The following is a 25411-nucleotide window of genomic DNA, read 5'->3' as shown; positions in this document are numbered from 1 at the left end:
ATGTATAGCCCCATGAAGGCCCCAACGTCCAGGGTCAGAGCAAAATCGACGGACACAGCTCGGATGTATTCACAGACTGATGCCCTGATTCGACCGATGATGCACCCCCGTGGCACAGGTTCACCCGGCTGTGCACAGGGGCTGCGGTGGGAGTGGCCGGAAGCCGTAAGGTTGGTGCGTACGCAAGGGAACTTCGGAAGGAGGCCTGGGTGATCGAGCTCGAGGGGGTTCCCGAGCTGATCGACCCGGTCATGGTGGCCGCGTTCGAGGGATGGAACGACGCAGGTGACGCCGCCTCCACGGCGGTCGCGCATCTGGACCGGGAGTGGAAGGGCGAGGTGTTCGCGGCGCTGGACGCCGAGGACTACTACGACTTCCAGGTCAACCGGCCCACGGTCTGGCTGGACGGCGGGGTACGCAAGATCACCTGGCCGACCACCCGGCTCTCCGTGGTCCGCGTCGGCGGGGAGAAGCCCCGTGACCTCGTCCTGGTCCGCGGTATCGAACCATCCATGCGCTGGCGCTCGTTCTGCAACGAGATCCTGGCGTTCGCCCATGAGCTGGGCGTGGAGATGGTGGTGATCCTGGGTGCGCTGCTCGGCGACACCCCGCACACCCGCCCGGTGCCGGTCAGCGGAGTCACCTCCGACCCGGATCTGGCGCGGACCATGGACCTGGAGGAGACCAGGTACGAGGGTCCGACGGGCATCGTCGGCATCCTCCAGGAGGCCTGCACGCACGCGGGCGTGCCCGCGGTGAGTCTGTGGGCGGCGGTGCCGCACTACGTGTCGCAGCCGCCCAATCCGAAGGCCACTCTCGCGCTGCTCAACCGCCTGGAGGACCTCATCGGTCTGCGCATCCCGCTGGGCGAACTGCCCGAGGACGCCCGCGCCTGGCAGCTCGGCGTGGACCAACTGGCCGCCGAGGACAGCGAAGTGGCGGAGTACGTGCAGACGCTGGAGGAGGCCCGGGACACCGCGGAGCTCCCCGAGGCGAGCGGCGAGGCCATCGCCCGGGAGTTCGAGCGCTATCTGCGCCGCAGGGACGTCGGTCCGGGCCAGGGGCCCGGCGGGCATGCGACGGAGAGCGACGCCTCGTATCTGCGCGACACCTCCAGCGACCGCACCCGTCCGCCGAAGCCGCTCCGGCCGGAGACCGGCGGCGAGACGGGCCCCGGCCGGCAGTCTCCGGCCGGCAAGGACAACGAGGACGGCGACGGCGGCGACGGCGGGGACGACGGGGACGACGGCCCACAGGATTCATCGGAGGACTCCCCGGAGGACTGATACGGCCGGTGGAGCGCCGGGCGGGACGTACGTACCCGCCCGGCGCTCCTGTGCTGTCCGGGTCTGTCAGGAGCAGGTGAATCGCGCCGCTGCCCAGTCCCCGTGGTCACCGGTCTTGGACCCATTGGTGTCCGTGACCTTCAGGTGCACATGGCGCGCCCCGTCGAGCCGTACATCGACCGGTACGGTCGCCGACGCCCCCGTCACCTTCGGCGAGGTCCACAGCACCTTGCCGTCCGCCTCGACGGAGAACGCCACTTCGCCGTAGCCGTTGATCTCGTCGTCGATCCCGGCGTCGGCGGTGAACCTCGAGCAGCGTCCGCCGAGATATACCTCGATGTCGGAGTCGGCATGGGTGCCGATCCCCTTCTCGTAGACCTTCCCCGCCAGCGTGAGGGGGTGTCCGTCGGCGGCGCCCGACTCGCCGTTGCTGCGGTCCCGTTCGGCGGGCCCGTAGCCGTTCACCGACTTCAGCCACACCAGATCGCTCGCCCAGGCCTCGCCGGTGGGCGGCGGTGGCATCACCGCGGCGGCGAACCGCTGGACGGTGGTCCGGGATTCGCCGGCCGACCGGTAGCGGGCGAGCGCGGTGATCCTCGCCTCCCCCGCCGCGGCGTCCTTCGCCGGGGTGACCGGCACCTCGACCCGCCGGGTGGTGCCCGCCGGGATCCGGTCCACGGTCGCGGCCGGCGCGACCTGCCAGCCGTGGGGAACGGCCAGGGTGACCGCGGCGTCCGTCACATCGGCGCTGCCCGCCGTGACATCGACGGCGACCGTGCCTTCGGCACCGGCACCGAGCTCCTGCCCGGCGGGCGCGGAGACGACGGCCGTCGCGGCGGCGTTCCTGCCGCCGACCGCGCTCGTCCCCTTCAGCTTCACGGAGAACTTCTTGTCGGTGGAGAGCGGCGCGGTCTTGACCTTCACGACACCACCGCGGTCGTCCCGGTCGTACCACCAGCCTTGCTTCGCGGTCCTGTACGCGGCCGCGGAAGCCAGCCGGGGCAGCTTGCCGTCGAGCTCGACCGCGCTCGGTGCGGAGCCGGTGTGCACGCTGAACTCGTACGGGCGGGTGCTCTGCCTACCGGTGAACTCCCCCTTGCTCGCACCGATCCGCACGGTGACGTCGCCCGCGCCCCGGACCGGTGCGTCCACGTCGGCGGTCTGGGTGGCGTACTTGCCGTCGCGGTGCTGCCGGGTGACGCCGTCGTCCTCGTACAGCGTGAACGACGAGGAGCCCTGCGGATAGATGTCCCAGGCGAGCGGGGAGCCGGCGGTGCGGTCCTTGTACGAGCGGATGCCCGGCCACATCGGCACACTGGCACCCCCCTTGACGAACAGCGGCAGGGTGTCGAGCGGGGCACTGTAGTGGTCGACGGTGGTCGGGCCCTCGTATGTGCGGCCGCTCCAGTAGTCGGTCCAGGTGCCCTTCGGCAGATAGATGCCGCTGCGCTCGGTGGTGTCCTGGTAGACGGGTGCGACGAGGAAGTCCTCGCCGGACATGAACTCGTACTTCGCCGCGTCCGTCGCCGCCTTCGGGTCGTCCGGGAATTCGAGAGTCAGGGGCCGGACCATGCCGACGCCGGTCTTCGTCGCCTCGTGCGCGTAGGAGTACTGATAGGGCAGCAGCGACTCCTTGAGCTTGAGGTAGTCACGGTTGATGGAGGTGTACGGCTCCCCGTACCGGTAGGGCTGCTTGTCACTGGCCGCCCAGCCGTCCATGGTCATCGTGGTCCCCAGGAACATCTTCCACTGGAGGTCACGGGTGTACGTCTTGGCGCTGCCGCCGAAGATGCCGTCGACGTCGCCGGTGGTGTACGCGAGACCGGACATCGTGGCGCCCGCGTAGGTCGGAATCTGCCAGCGGATGTAGTCCCAGGTGCCGTACTGGTCACCGGACCACTGGACGCCGCAGCGCTGCGCGCCCGACCAGCTCTCCGGGGCGTAGGTGAAGCCGCGGGCGTCGCTGTTGTCCTCGATGCCCTGGTACGCGTCCTTGCAGCCGTCGAGCGCGAACTTGTACCCGGAACCGATCCAGGCGACATCGAGCTTGGCGACCCGCTGACCCGCCTTGACCTGTTCGGCGATCTTGTCGATGCCGTCCTGGGTCCACAGGCCGAGCTGCATGTCGCGGTCCTGGAGGCCCTTGGCGGTCTCGGCGAGGTCCTCGTAGCCGCAGCCGTAACCGTCGTTGACGAGCATCCAGCCGTTCGGCATGTCGTGTTCGACGTACCCGTCGGCGACCTTCAGGGCGTCCAGGGTGCGCCGCTCACCACGGTTGGCGTTGTGGAGATAGCAGTCGGCGTCGCCGATCTCCATTCCGTACACGGGCGGCAGGAAGGGCTTGCCGGTGAGCTTCGTGTACTGCCCGATGACGTCCTTGGCGCCGTCGCCCGCGAAGTAGTAGGCGTCGAAGCGCTTTTCCTTCGCGCTGGTGGTCACCGGGTCGGTGAAGGCGTAGGTGTTCGGCGCGTAGGTGTTGCGGAAGACGCCGTAGCCCGCCGAGGAGAGGTAGAACGGCACCGAGTTGGGGTGCCCGCCGTCGTCCCAGTTGTAGTCGACGCCGACCTCGACGGTCTTGTCCCGGTGCGAGGTGTTGCCGCGGCCGTTCTGCATGCCGGCGCCGTAGAACTGCTCGTCCGCGCCGCGGGCCAGGGTCTGGGTGGTCTGCTTCCCGTCCCAGCTCAGCCCCTTGGCCTCGGACCAGACCCGGGTGCCGTCGGCCCGGTACAGCGCGAAGCGCAGGGGCGACTTGTAGGCGCGCAGGGTGATGCTGCCGGTGGAGAGTTCGTAGCGGTCGGCCCGCTCCTTCCACCGGGTGCGTGGCGGTGTGCCCTGTGGCAGCACCATGTCGTCGCCGGCCGGGTCAAAGAACGTACCCTCCGGGGCGAGTTCGATGCGGAAGGTCTCGGCGGAGACGAAGCTGACGCGGGCCTCGGCACTGCCTGCCCGCAACTGGTAGACGGGTCCGTCGGCGGAGAATCCGGTGAGGTCGCCGACCGTGGTGGTGTCCGGTTCGGCGGCGCCTGCCTGACCGGCACCGGGCCCCGCGAAGACGGCGATCAGCCCGAACAAGGCTGCAACTGCCGCCGCTCTGATGCGCGTTGATGATTGCATAGAGCGCTTTTAGCGCAACATCGAGCACTTGACCATGGACAAAACGGAACCGGCCCTGAACTTCGTCGAGAAGTCCAAGGCCGGCTCATGGGAGGGCGATCAGCGCGCTGTCACCGCGCGCGGCAGTTGGGGGCGGCGCTACAGAGCGACACCCAGCAGCGCGTCGACGGTGCGCGAGACAAGGCCGGGCGCGCCGTCGTCCGTACCGCCCTCGGCGTTCTGACGCTCGGCCCAGCGGTCCACGGCGGCCAGCGCGGCCGGTGCGTCCAGGTCGTCGGCGAGGGCCTCGCGGACCTCCTCGACCAGGGCCCCGGCGGGCAGTCCGTCGGGCCGGGAGACGGCGGAACGCCAGCGTCCGAGCCGCTCGACGGCATCGGCGAGCACCTGGTCGGTCCACTCCCAGTCGGACCGGTAGTGGTGCGACAGCAGGGCGAGGCGGATCGCCGCCGGGTCCACGCCGTCGTGGCGGAGCTTCGACACGAAGACCAGGTTGCCCTTGGACTTGGACATCTTCTCGCCGTCCAGGGCGACCATCCCGGCGTGCACGTACGCCTGCGCGAACGGGTACTCACCGGTCAGCACCTGGGCGTGCGAGGCGCCCATCTCGTGGTGCGGGAAGGCGAGGTCGGACCCGCCTCCCTGGACGTCGAAGCCCATGCCGAGGTGGTCCAGGGCGATGGCGACGCACTCGATGTGCCAGCCCGGGCGGCCGGGGCCGAGGGAGGCCCCGTCCCAGCTCGGCTCGCCCTCACGGGCGGCCATCCAGAGCATCGGGTCGAGCGGGTTCTTCTTGCCGGGGCGCTCCGGGTCGCCGCCGCGCTCGGCGGAGAGCAGCCGCATCGCCTCGGCGTCGAGGTTGGAGACCCCGCCGAAGTGCGGGTCGGTCTCGACGGAGAAGTAGACGTCCCCGTCGAGCTCGTAGGCGGCGCCCGCGTCCCGGAGCCGTTCGACGAGCGGGACGATGCCCGGTATCGCCTCCACGGCGCCGATGTAGTGCTTCGGCGGGAGCATGCGCAGGGCAGTCATGTCCTCGCGGAACAGGGCCGTCTCGCGCTCGGCGAGCTCGGTCCAGTCCTGACCGTCGCGCACGGCCCGCTCCAGCAGCGGATCGTCCACGTCGGTCACGTTCTGGACATAGTGGACCTGCCGCTTGGTGTCGAGCCACACGCGCTGAACGAGGTCGAACGCGTTGTAGGTCGCCGCATGACCCATGTGGGTCGCGTCGTACGGCGTGATGCCGCAGACGTAGATGCGGGCGACGGGACCGGGGTCAAGGGTGATCCGTCCGCCGGTCGCGGTGTCGTGGATCCGAAGGTCGCGGCCCTTGCCAGGCAGGGCGGGGACCTCAGAAGCGGGCCAGGCATGCATGTCACGAGCGTAACCGGATGCATCTTCCGGATACGAACCGGATACCGGTTCTTGGCCGAAGAGGCGGTCTTGCGCGGCGTGGGTCCATCAGCTCCGGTACGGGCAAGCCCTCCCGTGCCCCGCCCCTCGGTCGCCGGAGTGGCTCGACTTCGTCACACCGGTGGCCAGGGAATCGACGGCCACTCGCCGCTCGGCTCCGGGTGCCGGCCCGAGGCCCTCAGCCCCGCCACGCGCCCCCGCAACGCCTCGATCTCGGCCGCGGTGATCAGCTCGGCCAGCCGGGCGACGAGCGAGGTCCCCGGCGCCAGCTCCGCATCCAGCCGGTCCACGACCTCGACGGCCTCGGCCGTCAGCGGCTCCCCCGCCCATCCCCACAGCAGCGTGCGCAGCTTGTCCTCGGCGTTGAAGGTCACGCCGTGGTCGATGCCGTAGAGCCGGCCGCCGGGGGCGGGCAGCAGATGGCCGCCCTTGCGGTCACCGTTGTTGATCACGGCGTCGAGGACCGCCAGCCGCCGCAGCCGCGGATCGTCCGCGTGCACCAGCAGGGCCGTCCTCCCCTCCGCCACCTCGGCGAAGGCAACGGCCTTCCAGCCCTCCCCCGGCTCCTCGTCCTCGACGAGCGCGAGGAGCGGCGGCAGGCCGTCCGGGGAGGACTCGTCGCCCTGGGGCGCCGCCTCGATCCACAGCTGGCACATGCCCTCGCCGTACGGACCGTCCCGCAGCACGGTGGGCGGTACGAGCCCCCAACCGGTCGCCTCGGAGATCTCGTACGCGGCCACCTCGCGCCGGGCGAGCGTGCCGTCGGGGAAGTCCCACAGGGGCCGTTCCCCCGCCACGGGCTTGTAGACGCACGTCACCTCGTCGTCCTCGTGGGCGACCGTGCAGTACAGCACCGCGTTGGACGCCCCGCGGACCTGACCACGGACGGTGAGCCGGCCCTCGGCGAGCACGGTGACCAGTTCGGTGCCGGTCAGGCTCCGCGACGGTATCCGTTCTGGCGCGGGCATACGTGTCCTTCCGGATCGAGCGGCAGGCTGCACAGCGGGCACGGCGGGCGCCCGGCGTTCACGACGTCCAGGGCGCGCTTGGCGAAGGCCCGGGCCTGCGCCCCGCTGAGGCGGACGCGGAGCATCGGCGGGCCGTTCTCCTCGTCCTGGAGCAGCCGCTCCTCGGCCTCCGCGAGATCCTCGTCGGATTCCACGTCCAGCTCGACCAGCGCCTGCGCCTCGACGATCATGCGCTGTTCCTCGCCGTCCCAGGCGAGCGCCATCGTGCCGACCCGGAACTCCTCCTCGACGGGCACGTCGAGGGGCGCGGTGTCGGTGACGTCCATGGGCGCCACGGCGGGCACCGGAGAGTTTCCGCCGGTCCGCCGCACCACCTCGTCGAGCAGTTCGTCGACGCGCTCGGCGAGCGCGGCGACCTGAGTCTTCTCCAGGGCCACGCTGGTGACGCGTCCGCCTGAGGATGCCTGCAGGAAGAACGTACGACGTCCAGGCAACCCGACCGTACCGGCCACGAAACGGTCCGGGGGGTCGTAGAGGAACACCTGACGGGACACGTCCTGTCTCCCTTGAAAATTGACGGCAGATGAGGGGCGGCGGCGGTCCTGGGGGTTACCCCGAGAAGGGCGCCTACGGCGCGTCCACCCTACTGCGCGGAGCGATCACGGTGCCCCAGCGCCGCCACCGACCGCCGCGTCCGCATCGGTGTCCGCCGTCGGGCGCCGGTCCGGGTCCGTTCCGGCAGTGTGCTCCCGCGGCGCCAGCGAGGCCAGGTCCCCGGTGTCGCCGAGCCGCAGCAGAAAGGGCCGCAGCCTGGTGTAGCGGATCGCGGTGACCGAACAGGGGTCGGCCTGGATCCGCTGGAAGAGGTCGAGATGGAGGCCGAGCGCGTCGGCGACGAGGGCCTTGATGACGTCGCCGTGGGAGCACATCACATAGGCGGCGTCGTCACCGCGCTCGGCCTCGATCCGCGCGTTCCAGTCCCGCACGGCGTCGACGGCGCGCGCCTGCATGGCGCGCATGGACTCACCGCCGGGGAACGCCGCGGCCGACGGATGCTGTTGAACGACGCTCATCAGCGGCTCGTCGGTGAGTTCGGCGAGCTTGCGTCCCGACCAGTCGCCGTAGTCGCACTCGTTGATCCGCTCCTCGGTGTGCAGCACCAGCTCCGGCCGCGCGTCGAGCAGGGGCCGCAGGGTCTCCCGGCAGCGCTGCAGGGGGCTGCTGACGGCGGCGGCCAGCGGCAGCGCGGCCAGCCGTCCGGGCAGCGCCGCGGCCTGTGCGGCACCGCGCTCGTCGAGCGCGACACCGGGGGTCCGGCCCGCGAGCACCCCGGCCGTGTTGGCGGTGGAGCGTCCATGGCGTACGAGGATCAGGGTGGGCATACGGGCCAGCGTAGGCCGCTCCCGGCGGTGAGGTGCGCCGGGGAGCGGGGCAGGGAAGAATGCGCGCCGTGATTGTGGACTGTGCGATCTACCGGGCCGGGCGTCGTACCGAGGGCCCCGCCGATCTTTCCGATGCCCTCGCGGAGGCACGGGCGACCGGGGACGCGTTTCTCTGGATCGGCCTGTACGAGCCGACGGAGCAGGAGATCGACCGCGTCAGCAGCGAGTTCGGACTCCATCCGCTGGCCGTGGAGGACGCCCTGAGCGCACACCAGCGGCCCAAGCTGGAGGTGTACGACGACTCGCTCTTCGCGGTCATCAAGCCGGTGGTGTACGAGCATCTGAGCGACACGGTCACCACCGACGAGCTGATGGCCTTCATCGGCGATTCCTTCGTCGTGACGGTCCGGCACGGGGAGGGCGCGCCGCTCGCCGCGGTACGCCGCCGTCTGGAGGCGGAGCCACAGGTTCTCAAGCACGGGCCGACCGCGGTGCTGTACGCGATCAGTGACGCCGTCGTCGACCACTACATCGAGGTGGCGGGCGAGCTCCAGGCCGACCTGGAGGAGCTGGAGACCGAGGTGTTCGCGCCGACCGGCACCGTGGACACCAAGAACATCGCGTCCCGCATCTACACGTTCAAGCGGCAGCTCCTGGAGTTCCGCCGGGCCGCGGGGCCGCTGAGCGCCCCCATGGCCCGCCTGGCGAGCGCGGAAGTACCGTTCGTCCCCGAGCACTCGCAGCCGTTCTTCCGCGACGTGAGCGACCATCTGACGCGTGCCAACGAGCATGTGGACGGGCTCGACCGGCTGCTCTCCGACATCCTCTCGGCGCATCTGGCCCAGGTGGGCGTGCGGCAGAACGACGACATGCGCAAGATCTCGGCCTGGGCGGCGATGGCCGCCGTACCGACGATGGTGGCGGGGATCTACGGCATGAACTTCAAGCACATGCCGGAGCTCGGCTGGGCGTGGGCCTATCCGGTGGTGATCGTGCTGATGGGCTCCGTGGTGTTCGGCCTGTACCGGCAGTTCAAGCGGCGCGGCTGGCTCTGACGGCCGGTCCGCCGCGGCGCCCGGATCAGGCGAACTCGGCGGCCTGCGCGGCGGGACCGCCCAGTGCGTCGCGCCGCTCGGGCGGCTGCAGGCTCACCATGCGCCGCCATCCCACGAGCCGTTCGTACACGTAGATCCCGTGGATCCCCGCGGCCAGCGCCGCCGCCTTGGCCCGGGGCCAGCCCAGGATGCGGCCCATGTGGTCCATCACGGCGAGGCTGACGTCGCGGTACACCCGGATCTCGGCGAGCGCGCACTCGCGCAGGATGCGCTGGATCGTACGGCCGTGTCCGACGCGGGCGAGCCGGAGCAACTCCTCGTGGCAGTACGCCAGGTGGTTGTCCTCGTCGTTCGAGATCATCCTCACCGCGCGGCCGAGGTCGGGGTGGTCGGCGAAGTGCTTGCGCAGCAGCGTCATCTGCTCGGAGGCACGCTGTTCGGTGACCCTGCTGTGAGCGAGGTAGGTGATGATGTCGTGTTCGGAGAGCGGCTCCTGGCGCCCCAGCCGCTCATGGGCGAGGCCTGTGCCGTGCTTCTCCAGCAACATCGTGTAGTCGGTCTCGTGCGGAACCTCGACCGGCTGCAGCCCGCGCTTCTTCAGCAGCGCGTGGAAGATCCGGCCGTGCTTGTCCTCGTCCGCGCCGTGCCGCGTGATCTTGGGCGCCAGGGCACGCTGGCTCTCGGGCACGAGGGCCGCGATACGGCCGTTCTCCCAGCCCCCCTGGGACTCCCCGCTCGCCGCGATGGAACAGAACAGCCGGAACGACTCGTCCTCGTCGAGAATCTCCTGGAACAGGTTCCTTGCCGAGAGCATCACTGCCACCTCCGTACCGGCATCCGCCCATCGCCAGTCAAATGCGGCACTCCCACCCGGGCAACAGGAACGCCCCCCGGCTACGCCGGACGGGCCGCGACGTGCCCGGCCCGTCCAGCGGTCGAGGACGGACCGTGACCCCGGTGACGCCGCGCCGGACGCGCGCCGATCGGCGTAACCCCGCGCCCCCGAAAGCGTTGTTACGCGTAACGGCCGTGGCGGGGAGCCCCCGAGCCCCCACCACGGCCGTAGCGCTCTCCCGGAGCCCCCGGAGTCCGCGCTACGCGAGGCCGGACCGCTCCAGCGCCTCCGTGCCGGCCCGCAGAGCCGTGATCCGCTCGTCGAGCGTGAACCCGGCCGGAGCCAGGGTCAGCGTCGTGACCCCCGCCGCGGCGTACGCCTGCATCCGCTCGGCGATCCGCTCGACCGGACCGAGCAGCGTGGTCTGGTCGATCAGCTGGTGCGGGACGGCGGCGGCGGCGCCGCTCCTGTCGCCGGACAGGTACTTGTCCTGGATCTCGGCGGCTTCCTTCTCGTAGCCCATGCGCTGCGCGAGCTGGTTGTAGAAGTTCTGTTTGCGGCTGCCCATGCCGCCCACGTACAGCGCGGTGTACGGACGGAACATGTCCGCGAGGCCGTTGACGTCGTCACCGACGGCGAGCGGAAGGGTCGGGCAGACGTCGAAGCCCTCCATGGTCTTCCCGGCCTTCTCGCGGCCCGCCCGCAGGTACTTCACGGCGGTGTCCTCGAGATGCTCCGCCGAGGGGAAGATGAGCAGCGCGCCGTCGGCGATCTCGCCGGTCTGTTCCAGGTTCTTCGGGCCGATCGCGGCGATGTAGAGCGGAATGTGCTCGCGCTGCGGGTGGACGGTGAGCTTGATGGGCTTGCCCGGGCCGTCCGGCAGCGGGAGCGTCCAGTGCTGTCCCTCGTACGACAGCCGCTCACGGGACATCGCCTTGCGGACGATCTCGACGTACTCCCGGGTGCGGGCCAGCGGCTTGTCGAACTTGACGCCGTACCAGCCCTCGGACACCTGCGGTCCCGACACGCCGAGGCCGAGCCGGAACCGGCCGCCGGAGAGCGAGTCGAGGGTGGCGGCGGTCATCGCCGTCATCGCGGGCTGGCGGGCCGGGATCTGCATGATCGCGGAGCCGACGTCGATCGATTCGGTCCGGGCGGCGACCCAGGAGAGCACGGTCGGCGCGTCGGAGCCGTACGCCTCGGCCGCCCAGCAGACGTCGTAACCGAGCCGGTCGGCCTCCTGGGCGACGGCGAGGTTGTCGCCGTCCATTCCCGCGCCCCAGTAACCGAGATTGATGCCGAGCCGCATAGCCGCTCCCTTTACTGATCAGTAACGTCCCTGAGCTCCGGACTCTAGCGCGCGGCGACGGGTTCCGGCAGGGGCGACCTGGTGCCGGGTTGTCCACAGGCTTCCGCCGGGTGGGGTCCCGGCCAGTAATCTCAGCGCCCATGGAGCAGAGGCATCTCGGCCGCACCGGCCTTCGAGTGTCCCGGATCGGGCTCGGCACCCTCACCTGGGGCCGGGACACCGACGAGCACGACGCTGCCGAACAGCTGAAGGCCTTCTGGGAGGCGGGCGGCACGCTGGTCGACACGGCTGATGTGTACGGCGGTGGGGAGGCCGAATATCTGCTCGGGCGGCTCACCGAGGGCCTGGTGCCGCGGCAGGATCTGGTCATCGCCACGAAGGCCGGCGGCGTGGCCGACCCGTACCGCCGGTTCAACGGCTCGCGCGGCCATCTGCTGGCCGCACTGGACGCCTCCCTGGAACGGCTCGGCACGGACTACGTGGACCTGTGGCAGGTCCACGCCTTCGACCCGGTGACCCCGCTGGAGGAGACCCTTCAGGCGGTGGACCTGGCGGTCTCCACCGGCCGTGTCCGGTACGCGGGGGTGTCGAACTTCTGCGGCTGGCAGCTGGCCAAGGCGGCGACCTGGCAGCTCGCCTCGCCCGGGGTGCGCACCCGGCTGGCGAGCACCCAGATGGAGTACTCCCTGTTGCAGCGGGGCGTGGAACGCGAGGTGCTGCCGGCCGCACGCGATCTGGGCGTGGGGCTGCTGCCCTCCTCCCCGCTGGGCAGGGGGGTCCTGACCGGCAAGTACCGGACGGGCACTCCGGCGGACTCGCGCGGCGCCTCGGAGCTGTTGGCCCCGTTCGTCGAGCCGTATCTCGACGACCCGGCGAGCCGGATCGTGGACGCGGTGTCCACCGCGGCCGACGGCCTGGCCACGACGGCGCTCCAGGTGGCTCTCGCCTGGGTGCGGGACCGGCCCGGGGTGGTGGCCCCGATCGTCGGTGCGCGCAACGCGCAGCAGCTCACGGAGGCATTGTCAGTGGAGGCGCTTAGTCTTCCTGACGAGATCTGCCAGGCGCTCGACGATGTGTCGGCGCCCGTGCACCGCTATCCCGACCAGGACTGGAGCACGCTGTGACTGCGCTTCCCCGGGGGGAAACCCCCGGCTCCCCGGCCGCCGACGACACCGGCGTCGTCGCGGACCCCTCCGCGGCCGTGCCCGCCCCGTCAGCACCGGACGAGGGGCACGAGGCGGACGAGGGATCGCCGACGGCCGATGACGCCGTCGATGCCGCGGAGGCGGACGGCGACGACCACCGGGCCACCGGGACCGACGGAACAGCCGCTGCCGACGCCGAGCCCGACGGCACCACCGACGCGACAGCCGCGGCCGACGGCACCGCGGACGGGGTGGTCGCCGACCCCGCCCCGCCCTCCGAGGCGGAGGCCGAGCTGGCCGCCCAGCGTGAGCTCCGGGAACGGATCGAGAAGCGCAAGGCGGAGAAGGCGGGCCCCATCGCCGCCGGCGCGAAGCTGAGTGGCAGGGCGGCCGATCTGCTGGCGGCCGTGCGTGCCGTGGAGAGCGGTGAGAAGCCCTCCGCCGCGTTCCTCGACTCGCCCGAACCCGCCCCCCGCCGGGCCGCGCCCGCGCCCGCGCCGGTACGACCCCGGGTGCCCGGGCCGGCCCCGGTTGCGCAGGGCCCCTCGCCGGAGGCCGTGGCAGCGGTGGCCGCCGTACTGGCCGAGGGCGGGGCTCCCGGAACGCTGGCGGCCCCGGCGGCGGAGGCCCTCGGTGCGCAGGCGGCCGGCGCCCTGCGCGAGGACCCCTGGCAGTTGCTGGCCGTGCCGGGAGTCAGACCGGAGCAGGCCGACGGTTTCGCACGGGCCCTGCTGGGCGCCGAGTGCGGTCCGGACGACGAGCGGCGGACCTCGGCCCTGGTCGGCTGGCTGCTGGAGCGGGCCGCGCTCCAGGGCCATACGGCGCTGGACGCGACGGCGGTCCGTGCGGCGCTCGCCGAGCGCGCGGTGAGCGACCCCGCCGCGGCCGTCGAGCACGCCGTCGCCGAGGGCGTCGTCCTGGCCTTCCAGGACGGCCGGGAGGACCAGGGCGACCAGGAGCCCGGAGCACCCGCGGAGGCCGGGGAGAGCACGGAGGACCGGGCCGGGCAGGAACCCGTACCGGTGCTGCTGGGTCTCGACCGGTACGCACTCGCCGAGGAGAGCCTCGCCGACGGGCTGGCCCGGCTGGTCAACGCCTGCGAGAAGGACGCCGACTGGACGGCGGCGGCCACGGCCGCGGGCTCCCCGTCGGCGGCCGAGCTGATCCGTGCGGTCGCGGCCCACGGACTGGTGGCGCACACCGGCGGCGAGGCGGCCAGGGCCGAATCCGCGGCGCTGATCAGCGCTGCCCGCGGCCTCGGACTGCGCGCCCTGGGCGCGGTGCACAGCGTGGACGGCAGGCACCGGCTGGCCGAGGCGACCGGCGACCCGTCGGCGGCCGTCACCCTCGCCGGACTGCTCTGTGACGCGGAGGGCCCGGGACGGGACGAGGAGGGGGCGATCGCCGTCGACCTGCTCGTCGTGCTGGACGCCCCGCAGCTGGACGTCGAGACCGCCGCGATCCTCGTGGAGTCCCTGAGTGACGGCACCCGGCTGGTGCTCGGCGGCGATCCGGCCGTGCTGGGCTCGGCCGGCGCGGGACGGGTGTTCGCGGATGTGCTGGCGGCCCGCGCCTGCCCGCAGATCGTGTCCCGTACACCCGATCCGGGACCGATCGGCGAACTGGTCTCCGGCATCGGCATCGGAGAGCTGAACCAGGTCGCCGCGCCCGGCAAGGAAGTGGTGATCGTCCCCGTGCGCGACGCGGGCGAAGCGGTGCACCGCACCGTGCAGCTGGTCGCCGACTCGGTGCCGCGCGCCATCGGCGTACCGTCGGCCGACACCCAGGTGATCACCGTCGGCCACGGCGGCTCGGCGGGCACCCGGGCCCTGAACGCGGCGCTCAAGGAGCGGATCAACCCCGGTCCCGGGCGGTTCGGCGGCTTCGACCCGGGCGACCGCGTCGTCCATGTCCCGACCCCCGGCAGGACGCTGCCCGGGGTGGTCGTCTCGGCCGACGCCGAGGGCCTGCACCTGGACTGCGGGGGCACGAAGCTCGTCGTACCTCAGGAGCGGGTGGAGTCGTCCGTACGGCACGGCTGGGCCCTCAGCGCCCATCAGGCGGCCGGTATGCGATGGCCCGCCGTGGTCGTCGTGCTGCCCGGTGACGCCGCGCAGGCACTGAGCCGCCCCTGGGTGTACACCGCCTTCAGCCGCGGCGAGCGGCATCTGTCCGTCGTGCACGGGGTGGATCAGGCGCTCCAGCGCGCGGTCGCCCAGTCCCCGGCGCAGGAGCGCACGACGCGACTGCGCACCCTGCTGGAGGCATCGGCCCGATGACCGGGCCGCGCCGTCGGACGGGCTCGGATCAGAGCCCGTCCGACGGACGGATCAGGAGCTGTCCGCCACCAGGCCGGCCGGCTGCTCGTCCGTTCCGTCCTCGTCGAAGACCGCGCTGACGTCGAAGCGGCAGACCACCAATTGCGGATCCGCGTCGTCGAACGGTGCGCCGAGCCACTCCCCCGCCTCGGGAAGCTCCTCGGCCGCCGTGACCCAGAGCGTGGAGTCGCCCTCCTCCAGTCCGAACTCCATGTGCCGGGAAGCGATCTCGTCCGGTTCGTACTCGCCGAAGAGCACTCCGAGCGCCGCGTGGACGCTGGAGCCGACGACCGCGGCGCTCCCGCGGCCGCGGTCGTCCGGATCGAGGTCGGCGACCCGCTGGGCCTGTGCGAGCAGCCTCGGCGGCTCCACCACCGCGTAGTCACGCCGGATGAGGACGCTGAGAGCGTTCGGCTCCTCGGGACCGGCGTACGGCGGCAGGGAGTCCTCCGCACCGGGGATCTCGAAGGGGGTGACCTCGTCGTAACGGTCGTAGAGCAGTTCGTCGTAGAACTCGGCAGCGGTGGCCAGTGCGTTGAACGCTTCATAGACGGCGGGATCGTCGTCCCCCGTCCGGCGTTCGACCGCCTCGAGGTGATGGTCGAGCGCGGCTTTGATCGCTTCGGCGGCGGCGCGTACCTCGGCAGCGGTGGGCTGCGCAGCATCAGACATGGTGCAGACGCTATCCGTAGACGGGCTCTGCCCGCACAATAGATGCGATGCCGGAATACGAATTTGTCGATGTGTACGTGCCGCGCGGGGTGTCCCGGAAGGAGACGGCCCGCCTGCTGACCGACCATGCCGAGTACGGGCAATGGGAGTTGGACCGGCTGACGCTGCGCCGTGACGGCAGCCGAAGAGTGCGGCTGCGCCGACGGATCATCCGCCAGCTACGGGCCACCTGGTGAGACCGCGGGTCGTCAGGTGAAACGGAACGGGCCCCGCCGTCGCGGGACCCGCTCCCTTCGTCGTGCCTGCGTCGTCCCCTCGATCCGCTATGCGGACATCCGGGCGCGGCGGTAGAGCACCGTGCCCGCACCCGCCAGCAGCAGGCCCGCGCTCGCCGGGACCAGGAGGCCGAGCCCGCCCGCTCCGGTGTGTGCGAGCTCGGCGACGCTCTGTGTCTCGGGTGTGTTGGGCACGGTTGGGGATCCGGGTACCGGGGGCTTGACCTCGGTGACCGGGGTGACCGGCGTGCCGACCGGAGGCGTGACGACGTCCGTACCGTTTCCGCACTCGTTGCCGGAGGCGGGGTTGAGCAGTCCGCCGATGGTGACACTGTTCCCGCAGACGTTCACGGGGATGTCGATGGGCACCGCGATGTTGTTGCCCGAAAGCACACCGGGCGAGCCCTGCGCGACCCCCTCAGCTGTCGCCCCGCTCCCGGTGTCGCTCGTGAGGGCCCGGTGCTTGCCGGTCCCCGCCCGGGTCGCCCGAGTCAGGTCGCCGGACACCTGGCTGCCCGAGGCGTGCCTGCCCGAAGCGGCGCTGTGCGAACCGTTTCCACAAGCGTTTCCCGCCGCGGGGTCGAGCAGTCCCACGACACTCACGGAGTTGCCGCAGACGTTGACCGGTACATGGACCGGGACCTGGACCGAATTCCCTGAAAGCACCCCCGGGGAATTCGATGCGCCGCCGGTCGCTCCGGCGTCGGCGTGCGCATAACCGCCGCTCAACGCAAGGACTCCGCCCGCGGCTGCCATGGTGATCAGGCCTTTACGCGTGACCTGTCGCATAGGTTGTTTCCTGCCTTCTACCTTCCGGAATACCCCCGGACTTGACCGTGCGGGGGCGGACTACCCAGCGGCCCCGGAGTGCATGGCGTGCACCCCGGGGCCGACCGGATTCAAACCCTTACGGGTTGACGCACAACGTCAGCCGTTGACGCAGGTGTTGCCGAAGGCGGGGTTCAGCAGCCCGATCACGGAGATCGTGTTGCCACACACGTTCACCGGCACGTGAATCGGGGCCTGGACGACGTTGCCCGAGAGCACGCCGGGGCTGCCGACAGCGGCGCCCTGGGCGCCGGAGTCCGCGACGGCCATGCCCGCACCGGCGAGCACCAGACCACCAGTGACAGCCGCAGCAGCGACGATCTTCTTGATCACTATTCCTCCTAGTTGGCAATGCGGTCCCAGCCGCGGACCGCATCACTTGTAACGAGGAAGAGGTAATCGGGCTACGAGCGTATGGTTCCTTTCACTCGTTCCGGTCACCTACGCACACGCTGGCGATTGTTGACGCGGAGAATCGGCGAAAAATCAGCGGAGCCCGGGCAGGAGCGCGGCGCAGACTCAGCAGTTGTCGATGAAATGGTCGAGCACGCGCACGCCGAACTGCAGCCCGTCCACCGGCACACGCTCGTCCACACCGTGGAACATGCCTGCGAAGTCGAGCTCCGGCGGCAGCTTCAGCGGGGCGAACCCGAAGCAGCGGATGCCGAGATCGTCGAAGGACTTGGCGTCGGTACCGCCGGAGAGCATGTAGGGGACCGCGCGCGCGATCGGGTCCTCCGCCTTCAGGGCGATCTGCATCGCGTCGACGAGCGAGCCGTCGAAACTGGTCTCCAGCGCCTTGTCCCCGTGCACGTCCTCGCGCTTCACCCGCGGGCCGAGGATCCGGTCCAGGTCGGCCAGGAACTCGTCCTCGAAGCCGGGCAGGAAACGGCCGTCGACATGGGCGGTGGCCTGGCCGGGGATCACGTTCACCTTGTAGCCGGCGCCGAGCATGGTGGGAGCGGCGGAGTTGCGGAGCGTGGCGCCGATCATCTTGGCGATGCCGCCCAGCTTGGCGAGCGTGGCGTCCATGTCCTCCGGGTCGAGCGGGGTGCCGAGCGCGTCGGACAGCTCGTCGAGGAAGGACCGTACGGTCTTGGTCACCCGGACCGGCCACTTGTGCCGTCCCAGCCGTCCGACCGCCTCGCAGAGCTCGGTGATCGCGTTGTCGCCGTTGGTCATCGAGCCGTGGCCCGCCGTGCCGTCGACGGTGAGCCGCATCCAGTGCATGCCCTTCTCGGCCGTCTCGACGAGGTAGAGCCGCAGCTTCTCGTTCACCGTGAAGGAGAAGCCGCCGACCTCGCCGATCGCCTCGGTGACGCCCTCGAAGAGACCGGGGTGCTTGTCCACGAGATACCGCGCGCCGTACGTACCGCCCGCCTCCTCGTCGGCGAGGAAGGCCAGCACGATGTCGCGCGGGGGCTTGCGGCCGCTGCGCATCCGGTCGCGGACGACCGCGAGGGTCATCGCGTCCATGTCCTTCATGTCGACCGCGCCACGGCCCCACACACAGCCGTCCGCGACCTCGCCCGAGAACGGGTGGTGCGTCCAGTCGTGGGCATTGGCCGGAACCACATCGGTGTGGCCGTGGATCAGCAGGGCGGGCCTGGACGGGTCCTCGCCCTCGATCCGCGCCACGGTCGAGGCCCGGCCCTTGTGGGACTCGAAGATCTGCGGCTCCAGCCCGACCTCGGCGAGCTTCTCCGCGACGTACTCGGCGGCGCGCCGCTCCCCTGGCCCCGAGTGGTCCCCGTAGTTGCTGGTGTCGATCCGGATCAGCTCACGACAGAGGTCCACGACCTCGTCCTCGCCCGAGACGGTCCGGGCCGTGTTGGTCTCGCTCACACTGCTTCCTTCCACTGTCGCCGTGGTGCTCCCTCTCATCCTCCCGCGCCGGGCCCGCGCGCCCAAGGCCCCCCACCCCTCGTCATGCGCCCTTCACACCTCCCCCGGCGTGATCGAGCACCCCCGGATGTTTGCTATTGTTTTCCACGTCGGAACGGGCCGGGCCCGCGAGACAGACACCTTGTCCGGGTGGCGGAATGGCAGACGCGCTAGCTTGAGGTGCTAGTGCCCTTTATCGGGCGTGGGGGTTCAAGTCCCCCCTCGGACACAGAGGGACACCGATGAACGGTGTTCGACAGCACCGACAGAACGGGCTCATCGTGATCACGATGAGCCCGTTCTGGTATGTCCGGATAGGTCGGACGGATTGTGTGGTGCCGGCACACACGACTGCCCGGCGGCTTGGCGGGCCGCCGGGCAGTGGGTTCTGCGCCACTGCGTGGAGATCTTCAGTTGGCTGCCCGGGGTATCCGCTTGCTCACTCTTCGGTTTCGGTGAGGTGGCCCTCGGGGGTTCCAGGTGCCCAGGGGTTTTGGTCTTGCGGCGACGGGTGGGCGGCGTCGGGGGCGGTCTCCGTCAAGGGCGATCGCGTCGGCCCAGGCGGTGCGCTTTCGGCGGTTGGCGTGGGCGAGCTGAAAGGCGAGCAGGATCGCCTGGGCGGCGGAGCATGCACACACGCGTGGATGCGCTTCCTCAGCAGCTCGACCGCGGCAACCTCCGGTCGGATCGCCTTGCTCGTCTCGCGGACGGCCGCTGCCTCCACGCTCTCCCCCGGCTCGATCTCACCGGCGGAGAGCCTCACCACAGCCAGCCCGCCTCCTGCGCGATACGGATCGCGTCGACTCGGTTACGCGCGTTGAGTTTGGTGGCAGCCGTGGTCAGGTAATTGCGCACGGTCCCCGTGGACAGCCGCAGCTTCTTCGCGACCTCAGCGGCGTCCATGCCCTCCGAGGCCAGTTGAAGCACCTCCGTCTCCCTGGCGGTGAGCGGGTTCTCCGCGCCGCCCCAGGCTGCGAGCGCCAGTTCGGAGTTGATCACGCGCTGTCCCGCCGCGACCTTCCGTACGGCTTCGGCGAGTTCCTGCGGCGGAGCGTCCTTCAGGAGGAATCCGGAAACCTTGGCGGACATCGCCCGGCGCAGCATCCCCGGCCGGCCGAGGCTGGTGAGGATCAGCGCGCGGCAGCTGGGCACCCGTTCGTGCAGTTGCGCGGCCGCGGTCAGCCCGTCGAGCCCCGGAAGGTCGATGTCGATGACGGCCACTTGAGGCTGGTGCTCTCGGACCGCCGGCAGGATCTCGTCTCCGCGCTCCACGCTCGCCACCACCTCCAAGTCGCGTTCCAGCGAAAGAAGGGCGACCAAGGCGCCACGCACCATATGCATGTCTTCAGCGAGCAGTACACGGATCATTGGGCCCCCCAGCCGTCCACCCACATGTGAGCCACTCAAAGCACTGGCGTGATCATGTTATCAGCCGGATGTATCACGAGGACTGAGTGAACTACGGTCGCCGTCCCTCCATGCCTGGGGGCGCTCCTCCCCGACGACCCGGTCGGGAGCTTCGGCCACCAAGCGGAAGCAGCGGTCAGAGCCCGACACTCCGTCCGGCTCCCGTTCGACGACGAGGCGTCCGCCGGCCCTGTCCAGTCGCTCTCTGAGATTGCCAAGTCCGTTGCCGCTGTGCGGAGATGAGTCGTGATGCCCGGTGATCAGTCCGTTGTTGACGATCGTGAGGCGTGCCGTCCCCTCGTCGACCTCGGCCGTGATGGAACACCGGGACGCCTTGCTGTGGCGCAGCAGATTGGTGACGCCTTCCCGGAGCACGGTCGCCAGCACGGTGCTGGTCTGCGGGCTGAGGTCCTCGATGGACGGGGCAAGCACAAGGTCGACCTCAAGCTCCGCGGCCTCCAGGACCGACCGGGCGGACAAAGCCTCGGAAGCGAGCGACATCTGCCGGTAGCCGCGGGCCACCCTGCGGACATCGGAGAGCGCCTGCCGGGAGATGGCGAGGACTTCCTCCGCCTCCCGCTCGGCCTGGTCGTGCCTGACCGCGATCAGACGCTGAAGCAGCTCGCCCTTGAGGACGATCGCGGACAGGCTGTAGCCCAGCAGGTCATGCAAGTCCCGGGCCATGCGCAGCCGTTCATCCGCCACGGCCATCCGCGCTATCTTCGCGCGGGCCGCGAACACCTGGTCCACCAGGGTGGACATCCGCGACACCCCGAAAATCACCAGGCCGGTGAGCAGGGTGGTCTGGCACATGTAGGCGAGGTCTATGACGCCCATCCCCAGAATGACACCGGGAACCAGCAGGCTCAGCCCGGTCAGTCCGTACAGGGGCCACGCCAGGCGGGGCGACAGCAACAGCAACAGGGACCCCCCGAGGAACCCGGCCATCGCCCCCCACATGATGCCGAAGCTGAGCAGCGGCAGATAGGTGAGCGCGGCCTGGGCGCCGAGGGTCAGCGTCTTGCGCAGTGGTGAAGCGCGGTCGGCTCCCTGCGCGGAGTGCACGAGCTGCAGTGCGAATACGGAAGTCAGCGCCACAATCGTCATGAACAACACGGGCACCGACGGCTTGAGACTCATGAGGTTGAGCGCGGTGATGCCGAGGTAGCAGACCAACACCGCGAGCAGGATGGCGCGAGCCAGTCTGGGAGCCGGGCTGGCGCTCCACTCGATCCTGTCCCCGAGAGAGTCACGTCTGTCCGCGAGGGAGTCACGGCGTCCACTGCTACGCATACGAAACGTGCTCCCCCATCCCCGAATGGAACATCGGGGGCCCCTGCCGCTTCAGACGGACGCGGCCGCAGGCGCTCTGCGACCGCGGGCCCGGAAGCCCCCCTCGGGCGACTCTACGTTCCCCCGGGGACTTCTCGTATCCCTCCCGCGCGATATTCGCACACACGCCCCATCGAACGAGATGGCGAAACGGGGACCGCCCACACTCATGGCCACACGTGTGGCTGGGCGTCAGACAAAGAGGGGGACGGGGTTGAGTTTCTCGTACGGGGTCGGTCGCGCGACCCGTCCCAGCGCGACGGGAACGTCGTAGAGCCGCCCGGGCGCGTAGCGCGCCCAGAAGTGCCTGAGCCCGGGGACCACCACCTTCACGACGGGAAGTTCCGTGTCCGGCCTGGTCTGGTCGAGCACCAGCAGGTCCATGCCGTGCTCGGCGAGCAGGCTGGTGGTGGCGAGGAGGTCGTCTCGCAGATCGGCTCTGGGCACGTACTGCCACGACGCGGGGGCGGACGGTGCCAGGTCGGGCCGGGGACGTAGATACGGCTGATTCGCGGCGCTCGCCGTGCGCCACCAGCTCGTGGCCTCGGGGTGGTTGACGCGGTAGCCCGGTCCGCCCGCCTGTGCTCCCGATACGGCCGGCAGCAGCTGCCCCATCTCGGTCAGTGCCCTGCGCAGCGCCAGCTTCGGGTCGAAGTGGGCGCCGAAGCCGAAGATGATGTCCTCCGTGGGCCCGTCGGTGCGCCGGGAGAGGGCCGCGACGACCGGGACGCCGAGATCGGCGGTGAGGTCGAGCGCCCAGATCTCGCGGTGGAGTCCGCGGTATCCGGAACGCAGACGCTCGATGTACGGCTCGCCGAAGGAATCGAGATCGACGCCCGGCTGGCGCGTGCGGTTGTACCACCACAGGGCGACCGCGTCGCGTTCGACCAGCTCCAAGAAGCCCTGGAGCACGGCGTCTTCCCGACTGCTGCCGGCCGCGTTGCCGTTGGAGTCCGCGGCCGGTTCGTGCGCCTGCCGCGCGTCGGTGGAGAAGTACAGCATGCTGCTCGGCAGCAGCCGGTAGCCGCCCGTGGTGAGGGACCACAGGGGTGTCCAGTCGACGGGGCGGTTCTCGTCGAAGCGTTCCGGGACGGCGGTGCAGGGGAAACCCTTCGCGTTCCAGTGGTCACGGTCACGGAACTGCCGGTCGTGGAACAGCTGACAGGTATGGGGATGCAAGGCCGCCTCACCCAGACCGCGGAAGGTGTCCCGCACCACTGCTTCGTCGCCCCACCGGGCCCCGCTGTACCGCTCGACGGCTTCACACAGGGCGCTGACCTGGGCCTCCTGCGCCGTCAGGCCTTTACCGCCGCTGAGCGAGCGCAGCCCCGTGTGCGGTCCGCCCAGCGTGCTCGCCCTCATCGCGAGGTTCTCTCCGGATACGTATGCCTCTACGAAGCCGGGGGTGCCGCCGGCCCGCTGGATCTCCCGTACTACGCCGGTGACCGGGCCGACCAGCCGGCCGTAGCGCTCCAGCATCTGCGCGGTGCCGCATGCGCGGTGGCCGCCTCCGACGCCGTCCTTCGCCTTCAGGCGGCTCTGCGGGACGAAGGGGCGCCAGCCGCGCTCCTCAACAAGCCGTGGATTGCCGCACGCGGCGCACTGGAGCAGGCGCGGCACGGGGTACGAGGTGGTCCGCAGCGAGAAGGTGCTGATGGCGCGAATGGTGCCCTGCTCGTCACCGCGCAGCCCTCCGACCCATTTGACCGCTTCAAGTGCCGCGGCCTGCACGGCCAGTGCCCGGCCCGCGGGCAGCGCCGCCGCAGGCCGCGCCACCGGCTGATCGAGCTCGAGCGCTCGCTGTAACGGCAGTTCGGACCTGCGGTGTCCGCGCAGCCTGGCCGCGAGGCAGGACCAGCAGGGGCCGCCGTCCGGGCGGAAGACGGGACCGATCCAGGGCTCGGGACCGGACAGGCTGACGAGCAGCCAGGGCCGGCCGGCGGCCCGGTGCTCGGCGTCCAGGCCCAGGAGCCCGGGGTCGAGATAGTCGTCGCACACGACGATGTCGAGATCGGCGTCGTGCGCCGTGTCCGTGAGCAGCATCCCGGACGACAGGCAGGCCTCCTGGAGCGCGACGACTTCCGCCCCGGGCAGCGGCGTGATCCGTACCGCCGCCCGCCTCATCTCCTCGGCGGCGCGGGCGCCGTCCAGTCCCGCGAGATCCCAGAACGCCTCCGCGGCCCGGTCGGGCGGGAGGGTGCAGGGCTGCTGCCGGAACCGGAGCAGCCCTGCCTCGCTGAGAACCTCCAGGGCGTCAACGACCTCTTCCCGGCTGAGAGTTGACGCCGCGGTGCGGACGATGGCGGACAGGGTGCGCGTCCCGTCGAGCAAGGGGGCCAGCACCTCGGCCTGGGTGCCGCGCAGTGCGGTGATACCGGAGTGCGACACGAGATAGGCCGCTTCTCCTGGCACGACCGTGGCGCGGAGGTGGCTCTTGAATTCGACGAATGCGGTCTCCTGTGCCGCGGTGGTCATCTGCAAGCACCCTCTACCTCGAACGACGCCGAGAGGGCACAGAAGGTGAACATGACGAGCGAGTCGTCGGACTTCGCGTCGAGGTGATCGACGATGAGCCGCGGACGCGCGGCGGAAGCGGGCTCCTTGACGGGAGACAGTGCGTTGATCTCGACGGCGTCATCCAACATGAGGTGCCTTCCTTATGCGAACTCGGCTTTACGAACTCGGGCAGGGCTCCTGTTCGCCAGGCATCCTCATCCCGGGGTCCCGCTCCCGGACAGTGACGACCTCATCATTGAAGTATGACTTTTTCCTGCATGCGGTGAGGAGGAACTCATCGGGAGCGCTGGGACGGAAACACTGTCCGCCGTCACCTCCTGAATGGAATCTTCGTCGGCGTGGAAGAACGAAGCACCTCCTTCCACAGCCGGAAGGAGAGGTCCTCAGGTGATGAACGATCAGCACGGAACCGAATGGTCCGCCACGGAAAGCTCGTTGCCGGTCAGCGACCTTTGCAGGCGCCGGGAGGCGCTGGTCCTCGAACACACCATCGCGGTGGTGGCCCGGGACGCGGACACCATGTCCCGCGTCCCGCGGCGAAGCGAGGTCTCCCGTGTGTTCCCTTTCGAGGAGCGACCGCTCGTCGGTGACCAGGTAGTCCGCGACCATCTGGAGGGGATGCTCATCGCGTGGCCTACCTGGAGCACGAGGTGTTCCCGGTCCACCGCGTGGATGACGTGGTGATCCTCGAAGGCCAGATCAACGGCAGCCGGGCCGCCGACTGGCAGGACATCCCCGGCAAGGGCAAGCGGATGGCTCTTCAGGTCGCTGTCCGGCAGCTCTCCTGAGACCTGAGTGAGACGCGGGATCGCGCCATGACAACGCCCTATCTGCCGCAACCATTTTCCGTCGGAACGGAACTGAGCCTCTTCTGCCTGCCCTGTGCCGGGGGCGGGGCATCCTCGTACGCGTCGTGGCAGCAGGCCCTCGATCCGCGTGGAGCCAGGGTCCGTGTCCGGCCCGTACAGCTGCCCGGACGGGAGGAACGGGCCGGCGAGGCACGGTTCACCGACCTCGACGCCCTGGTCGAGGAGATGGACGAAGAGCTCGACGACGCGCTGTCGCGACCCCACATCATCTACGGGCACAGCATGGGGGCGTTCATCTCCCATGCGCTCACCCTGCGCCGCCAGCGCCGCGGCGCGGTACTGCCGCTGGCCCTCGTCCTGAGTTCTCACCGCGCTCCGCACATCCGGCCCAACCGCATCCTGGACCCGGGGGCGGACGACGAGACACTGGCGACGAGCCTGGCCGAACTGGACGGAATCCCTTGGGAGCTGGCCCGACGACCGCGGTTCAGGGCGGCCTTCATGCCGCTGGTGCGCGACGACCTCAGGCTCTGCTCCGGGTGGGTGGAGCCGCACGAGATCGAACCGCTCCAGGTGCCCCTCCACCTCCTCGTGGGCGACCAGGACCATCTGGTGCCCGTCCACAAGATGGCCGCGTGGTCGGCGCACGGAACCCAGGGTTCCGAACTGCGCACCCTGCCCGGCGGCCACTTCATCACCCGCACTCACGAGAGCGACCTGCTCAGCCGTCTGAGCACGCTACTGGCCAGGTATGGCGGCGCACCACCGCGTGACGACGTACCGCCTCGTGACGAGCTGACGAAGGGACCGAGAAGGTGAGAACAGTGCTCGCTCAGCGAGACACCCCCGTGTGGCCCGACGCCGTTGA

General features: G+C 70.4%; 22 protein-coding genes and 1 tRNA gene. 8 read left to right on the top strand and 15 right to left on the bottom strand.

What is annotated here, in order from left to right; all coding sequences use genetic code 11:
* The first annotated feature begins 209 nt into the window (after positions 1 to 209).
* Complete coding sequence (locus tag ACFVV1_RS14485) at positions 210 to 1286, top strand: PAC2 family protein (RefSeq protein ID WP_389989419.1); 1077 nt, start codon at positions 210 to 212, stop codon at positions 1284 to 1286.
* 66 nt (positions 1287 to 1352) lie between these two features.
* Here ACFVV1_RS14485 and ACFVV1_RS14480 read toward each other — a convergent pair whose 3' ends face one another.
* The 5 genes from ACFVV1_RS14480 to ACFVV1_RS14460 all read right to left on the bottom strand — a co-directional run bounded on the left by ACFVV1_RS14480 (position 1353) and on the right by ACFVV1_RS14460 (position 8157).
* Positions 1353 to 4400 (bottom strand): NPCBM/NEW2 domain-containing protein, encoded by a 3048-nt coding sequence (locus ACFVV1_RS14480; RefSeq protein WP_389989417.1) that lies wholly within the window; start codon positions 4398 to 4400, stop codon positions 1353 to 1355.
* Positions 4401 to 4538: 138 nt separating this feature from the next.
* Positions 4539 to 5768, bottom strand: a complete 1230-nt coding sequence (mshC, locus tag ACFVV1_RS14475; protein ID WP_389989415.1) for a cysteine--1-D-myo-inosityl 2-amino-2-deoxy-alpha-D-glucopyranoside ligase — start codon at positions 5766 to 5768, stop codon at positions 4539 to 4541.
* Between the two features lie 152 nt (positions 5769 to 5920).
* Positions 5921 to 6775: an SCO1664 family protein gene (locus tag ACFVV1_RS14470; RefSeq protein ID WP_389989413.1), complete on the bottom strand. Its 855-nt coding sequence runs from the start codon at positions 6773 to 6775 to the stop codon at positions 5921 to 5923.
* Positions 6739 to 7329 (bottom strand): DUF3090 domain-containing protein, encoded by a 591-nt coding sequence (locus tag ACFVV1_RS14465; protein ID WP_389989411.1) that lies wholly within the window; start codon positions 7327 to 7329, stop codon positions 6739 to 6741. Before ACFVV1_RS14465 ends, ACFVV1_RS14470 begins: the two co-directional genes overlap by 37 nt.
* A 105-nt stretch (positions 7330 to 7434) precedes the next feature.
* Entirely contained in the window at positions 7435 to 8157 is a 723-nt protein-coding gene (locus ACFVV1_RS14460; RefSeq protein ID WP_389989409.1) for a histidine phosphatase family protein, read from the bottom strand.
* A gap of 59 nt (positions 8158 to 8216) precedes the next feature.
* Here ACFVV1_RS14460 and corA point away from each other — a divergent pair, with 59 nt between their 5' ends.
* Entirely contained in the window at positions 8217 to 9212 is a 996-nt protein-coding gene (gene corA / locus ACFVV1_RS14455) for a magnesium/cobalt transporter CorA (protein ID WP_389989407.1), read from the top strand.
* 25 nt (positions 9213 to 9237) lie between these two features.
* Here the strand turns inward: corA and ACFVV1_RS14450 are convergent, their stop codons facing one another.
* Together ACFVV1_RS14450 and ACFVV1_RS14445 are read right to left on the bottom strand one after the other, a co-directional pair.
* The gene (locus tag ACFVV1_RS14450; protein WP_389989405.1) at positions 9238 to 10026 is read right to left on the bottom strand and encodes a ferritin-like domain-containing protein; all 789 of its coding nucleotides are present in this window, start codon (positions 10024 to 10026) and stop codon (positions 9238 to 9240) included.
* A 280-nt stretch (positions 10027 to 10306) separates the two neighbouring features.
* Complete coding sequence (locus tag ACFVV1_RS14445) at positions 10307 to 11356, bottom strand: LLM class F420-dependent oxidoreductase (RefSeq protein WP_389989403.1); 1050 nt, start codon at positions 11354 to 11356, stop codon at positions 10307 to 10309.
* Positions 11357 to 11496: 140 nt separating this feature from the next.
* Between ACFVV1_RS14445 and ACFVV1_RS14440 the strand changes: the two genes are divergently transcribed.
* Together ACFVV1_RS14440 and ACFVV1_RS14435 are read left to right on the top strand one after the other, a co-directional pair.
* A complete protein-coding gene (locus ACFVV1_RS14440) occupies positions 11497 to 12480 on the top strand; it encodes an aldo/keto reductase (RefSeq protein WP_389989401.1) in 984 nt (327 codons plus the stop codon).
* A complete protein-coding gene (locus tag ACFVV1_RS14435; protein ID WP_389989399.1) occupies positions 12477 to 14780 on the top strand; it encodes a helix-hairpin-helix domain-containing protein in 2304 nt (767 codons plus the stop codon). The genes ACFVV1_RS14440 and ACFVV1_RS14435 overlap by 4 nt, the downstream gene beginning before the upstream one ends.
* A 51-nt stretch (positions 14781 to 14831) precedes the next feature.
* Here ACFVV1_RS14435 and ACFVV1_RS14430 read toward each other — a convergent pair whose 3' ends face one another.
* On the bottom strand, positions 14832 to 15491 hold the full coding sequence (locus ACFVV1_RS14430) for a hypothetical protein (protein ID WP_389989397.1): 660 nt from the start codon (positions 15489 to 15491) through the stop codon (positions 14832 to 14834).
* 47 nt (positions 15492 to 15538) lie between these two features.
* On the opposite strand from ACFVV1_RS14430, the gene ACFVV1_RS14425 reads away from it, so the two are divergent.
* Positions 15539 to 15727, top strand: coding sequence for a DUF5703 family protein (locus ACFVV1_RS14425; RefSeq protein WP_389989395.1), 189 nt, complete (start codon positions 15539 to 15541; stop codon positions 15725 to 15727).
* An 87-nt stretch (positions 15728 to 15814) separates the two neighbouring features.
* Here the strand turns inward: ACFVV1_RS14425 and ACFVV1_RS14420 are convergent, their stop codons facing one another.
* The 3 genes from ACFVV1_RS14420 to ACFVV1_RS14410 all read right to left on the bottom strand — a co-directional run bounded on the left by ACFVV1_RS14420 (position 15815) and on the right by ACFVV1_RS14410 (position 18439).
* Complete coding sequence (locus tag ACFVV1_RS14420; RefSeq protein WP_389989393.1) at positions 15815 to 16555, bottom strand: chaplin; 741 nt, start codon at positions 16553 to 16555, stop codon at positions 15815 to 15817.
* A gap of 138 nt (positions 16556 to 16693) precedes the next feature.
* A complete protein-coding gene (chpH, locus tag ACFVV1_RS14415; RefSeq protein ID WP_266907125.1) occupies positions 16694 to 16927 on the bottom strand; it encodes a chaplin ChpH in 234 nt (77 codons plus the stop codon).
* Between the two features lie 186 nt (positions 16928 to 17113).
* Complete coding sequence (locus ACFVV1_RS14410) at positions 17114 to 18439, bottom strand: M20/M25/M40 family metallo-hydrolase (protein WP_389989390.1); 1326 nt, start codon at positions 18437 to 18439, stop codon at positions 17114 to 17116.
* Between the two features lie 183 nt (positions 18440 to 18622).
* Between ACFVV1_RS14410 and ACFVV1_RS14405 the strand changes: the two genes are divergently transcribed.
* Positions 18623 to 18707, top strand: a tRNA-Leu gene (locus tag ACFVV1_RS14405).
* Positions 18708 to 19237: 530 nt separating this feature from the next.
* Here the strand turns inward: ACFVV1_RS14405 and ACFVV1_RS14400 are convergent.
* The 4 genes from ACFVV1_RS14400 to ACFVV1_RS14385 form a co-directional block, all read right to left on the bottom strand.
* Positions 19238 to 19846, bottom strand: coding sequence for a DNA-binding response regulator (locus tag ACFVV1_RS14400; protein WP_389989388.1), 609 nt, complete (start codon positions 19844 to 19846; stop codon positions 19238 to 19240).
* A 60-nt stretch (positions 19847 to 19906) separates the two neighbouring features.
* Positions 19907 to 21178, bottom strand: coding sequence for a sensor histidine kinase (locus ACFVV1_RS14395; RefSeq protein ID WP_389989386.1), 1272 nt, complete (start codon positions 21176 to 21178; stop codon positions 19907 to 19909).
* A gap of 231 nt (positions 21179 to 21409) precedes the next feature.
* The gene (locus ACFVV1_RS14390) at positions 21410 to 23692 is read right to left on the bottom strand and encodes a TOMM precursor leader peptide-binding protein (RefSeq protein ID WP_389989384.1); all 2283 of its coding nucleotides are present in this window, start codon (positions 23690 to 23692) and stop codon (positions 21410 to 21412) included.
* Positions 23689 to 23862 carry a hypothetical protein gene (locus ACFVV1_RS14385; protein WP_389989382.1) on the bottom strand — a complete coding sequence of 58 codons (174 nt, stop codon included), beginning with the start codon at positions 23860 to 23862 and terminating at the stop codon, positions 23689 to 23691. Before ACFVV1_RS14385 ends, ACFVV1_RS14390 begins: the two co-directional genes overlap by 4 nt.
* Before the next feature lie 501 nt (positions 23863 to 24363).
* Between ACFVV1_RS14385 and ACFVV1_RS14380 the strand changes: the two genes are divergently transcribed.
* Positions 24364 to 24522 carry a hypothetical protein gene (locus ACFVV1_RS14380; protein ID WP_389989380.1) on the top strand — a complete coding sequence of 53 codons (159 nt, stop codon included), beginning with the start codon at positions 24364 to 24366 and terminating at the stop codon, positions 24520 to 24522.
* Between the two features lie 27 nt (positions 24523 to 24549).
* On the top strand, positions 24550 to 25362 hold the full coding sequence (locus tag ACFVV1_RS14375; RefSeq protein WP_389989378.1) for a thioesterase II family protein: 813 nt from the start codon (positions 24550 to 24552) through the stop codon (positions 25360 to 25362).
* The last annotated feature ends 49 nt before the right edge of the window (positions 25363 to 25411 follow it).

It is taken from the genome of Streptomyces sp. NPDC058092 (assembly GCF_042884935.1).
Taxonomy (GTDB): Bacteria; Actinomycetota; Actinomycetes; order Streptomycetales; family Streptomycetaceae; genus Streptomyces.
The sequence above is the reverse complement of the archived record's forward strand: the minus strand, read 5'-3'. Positions and strand labels throughout refer to the sequence as shown.

What these genes read in the sequence shown, in the direction of transcription:
- ACFVV1_RS14480 (WP_389989417.1), bottom strand. Translation starts at nt 4,400, where the DNA reads ATGCAATCATCAACGCGCATCAGAGCGGCGGCAGTTGCAGCCTTGTTC.
- mshC (WP_389989415.1), bottom strand. Translation starts at nt 5,768, where the DNA reads ATGCATGCCTGGCCCGCTTCTGAGGTCCCCGCCCTGCCTGGCAAGGGC.
- ACFVV1_RS14470 (WP_389989413.1), bottom strand. Translation starts at nt 6,775, where the DNA reads ATGCCCGCGCCAGAACGGATACCGTCGCGGAGCCTGACCGGCACCGAA.
- ACFVV1_RS14460 (WP_389989409.1), bottom strand. Translation starts at nt 8,157, where the DNA reads ATGCCCACCCTGATCCTCGTACGCCATGGACGCTCCACCGCCAACACG.
- corA (WP_389989407.1), top strand. Translation starts at nt 8,217, where the DNA reads ATGCGCGCCGTGATTGTGGACTGTGCGATCTACCGGGCCGGGCGTCGT.
- ACFVV1_RS14450 (WP_389989405.1), bottom strand. Translation starts at nt 10,026, where the DNA reads ATGCTCTCGGCAAGGAACCTGTTCCAGGAGATTCTCGACGAGGACGAG.
- ACFVV1_RS14445 (WP_389989403.1), bottom strand. Translation starts at nt 11,356, where the DNA reads ATGCGGCTCGGCATCAATCTCGGTTACTGGGGCGCGGGAATGGACGGC.
- ACFVV1_RS14440 (WP_389989401.1), top strand. Translation starts at nt 11,497, where the DNA reads ATGGAGCAGAGGCATCTCGGCCGCACCGGCCTTCGAGTGTCCCGGATC.
- ACFVV1_RS14430 (WP_389989397.1), bottom strand. Translation starts at nt 15,491, where the DNA reads ATGTCTGATGCTGCGCAGCCCACCGCTGCCGAGGTACGCGCCGCCGCC.
- ACFVV1_RS14425 (WP_389989395.1), top strand. Translation starts at nt 15,539, where the DNA reads ATGCCGGAATACGAATTTGTCGATGTGTACGTGCCGCGCGGGGTGTCC.
- ACFVV1_RS14420 (WP_389989393.1), bottom strand. Translation starts at nt 16,555, where the DNA reads ATGCGACAGGTCACGCGTAAAGGCCTGATCACCATGGCAGCCGCGGGC.
- ACFVV1_RS14400 (WP_389989388.1), bottom strand. Translation starts at nt 19,846, where the DNA reads ATGATCCGTGTACTGCTCGCTGAAGACATGCATATGGTGCGTGGCGCC.
- ACFVV1_RS14395 (WP_389989386.1), bottom strand. Translation starts at nt 21,178, where the DNA reads ATGCGTAGCAGTGGACGCCGTGACTCCCTCGCGGACAGACGTGACTCT.
- ACFVV1_RS14390 (WP_389989384.1), bottom strand. Translation starts at nt 23,692, where the DNA reads ATGACCACCGCGGCACAGGAGACCGCATTCGTCGAATTCAAGAGCCAC.
- ACFVV1_RS14385 (WP_389989382.1), bottom strand. Translation starts at nt 23,862, where the DNA reads ATGTTGGATGACGCCGTCGAGATCAACGCACTGTCTCCCGTCAAGGAG.
- ACFVV1_RS14375 (WP_389989378.1), top strand. Translation starts at nt 24,550, where the DNA reads ATGACAACGCCCTATCTGCCGCAACCATTTTCCGTCGGAACGGAACTG.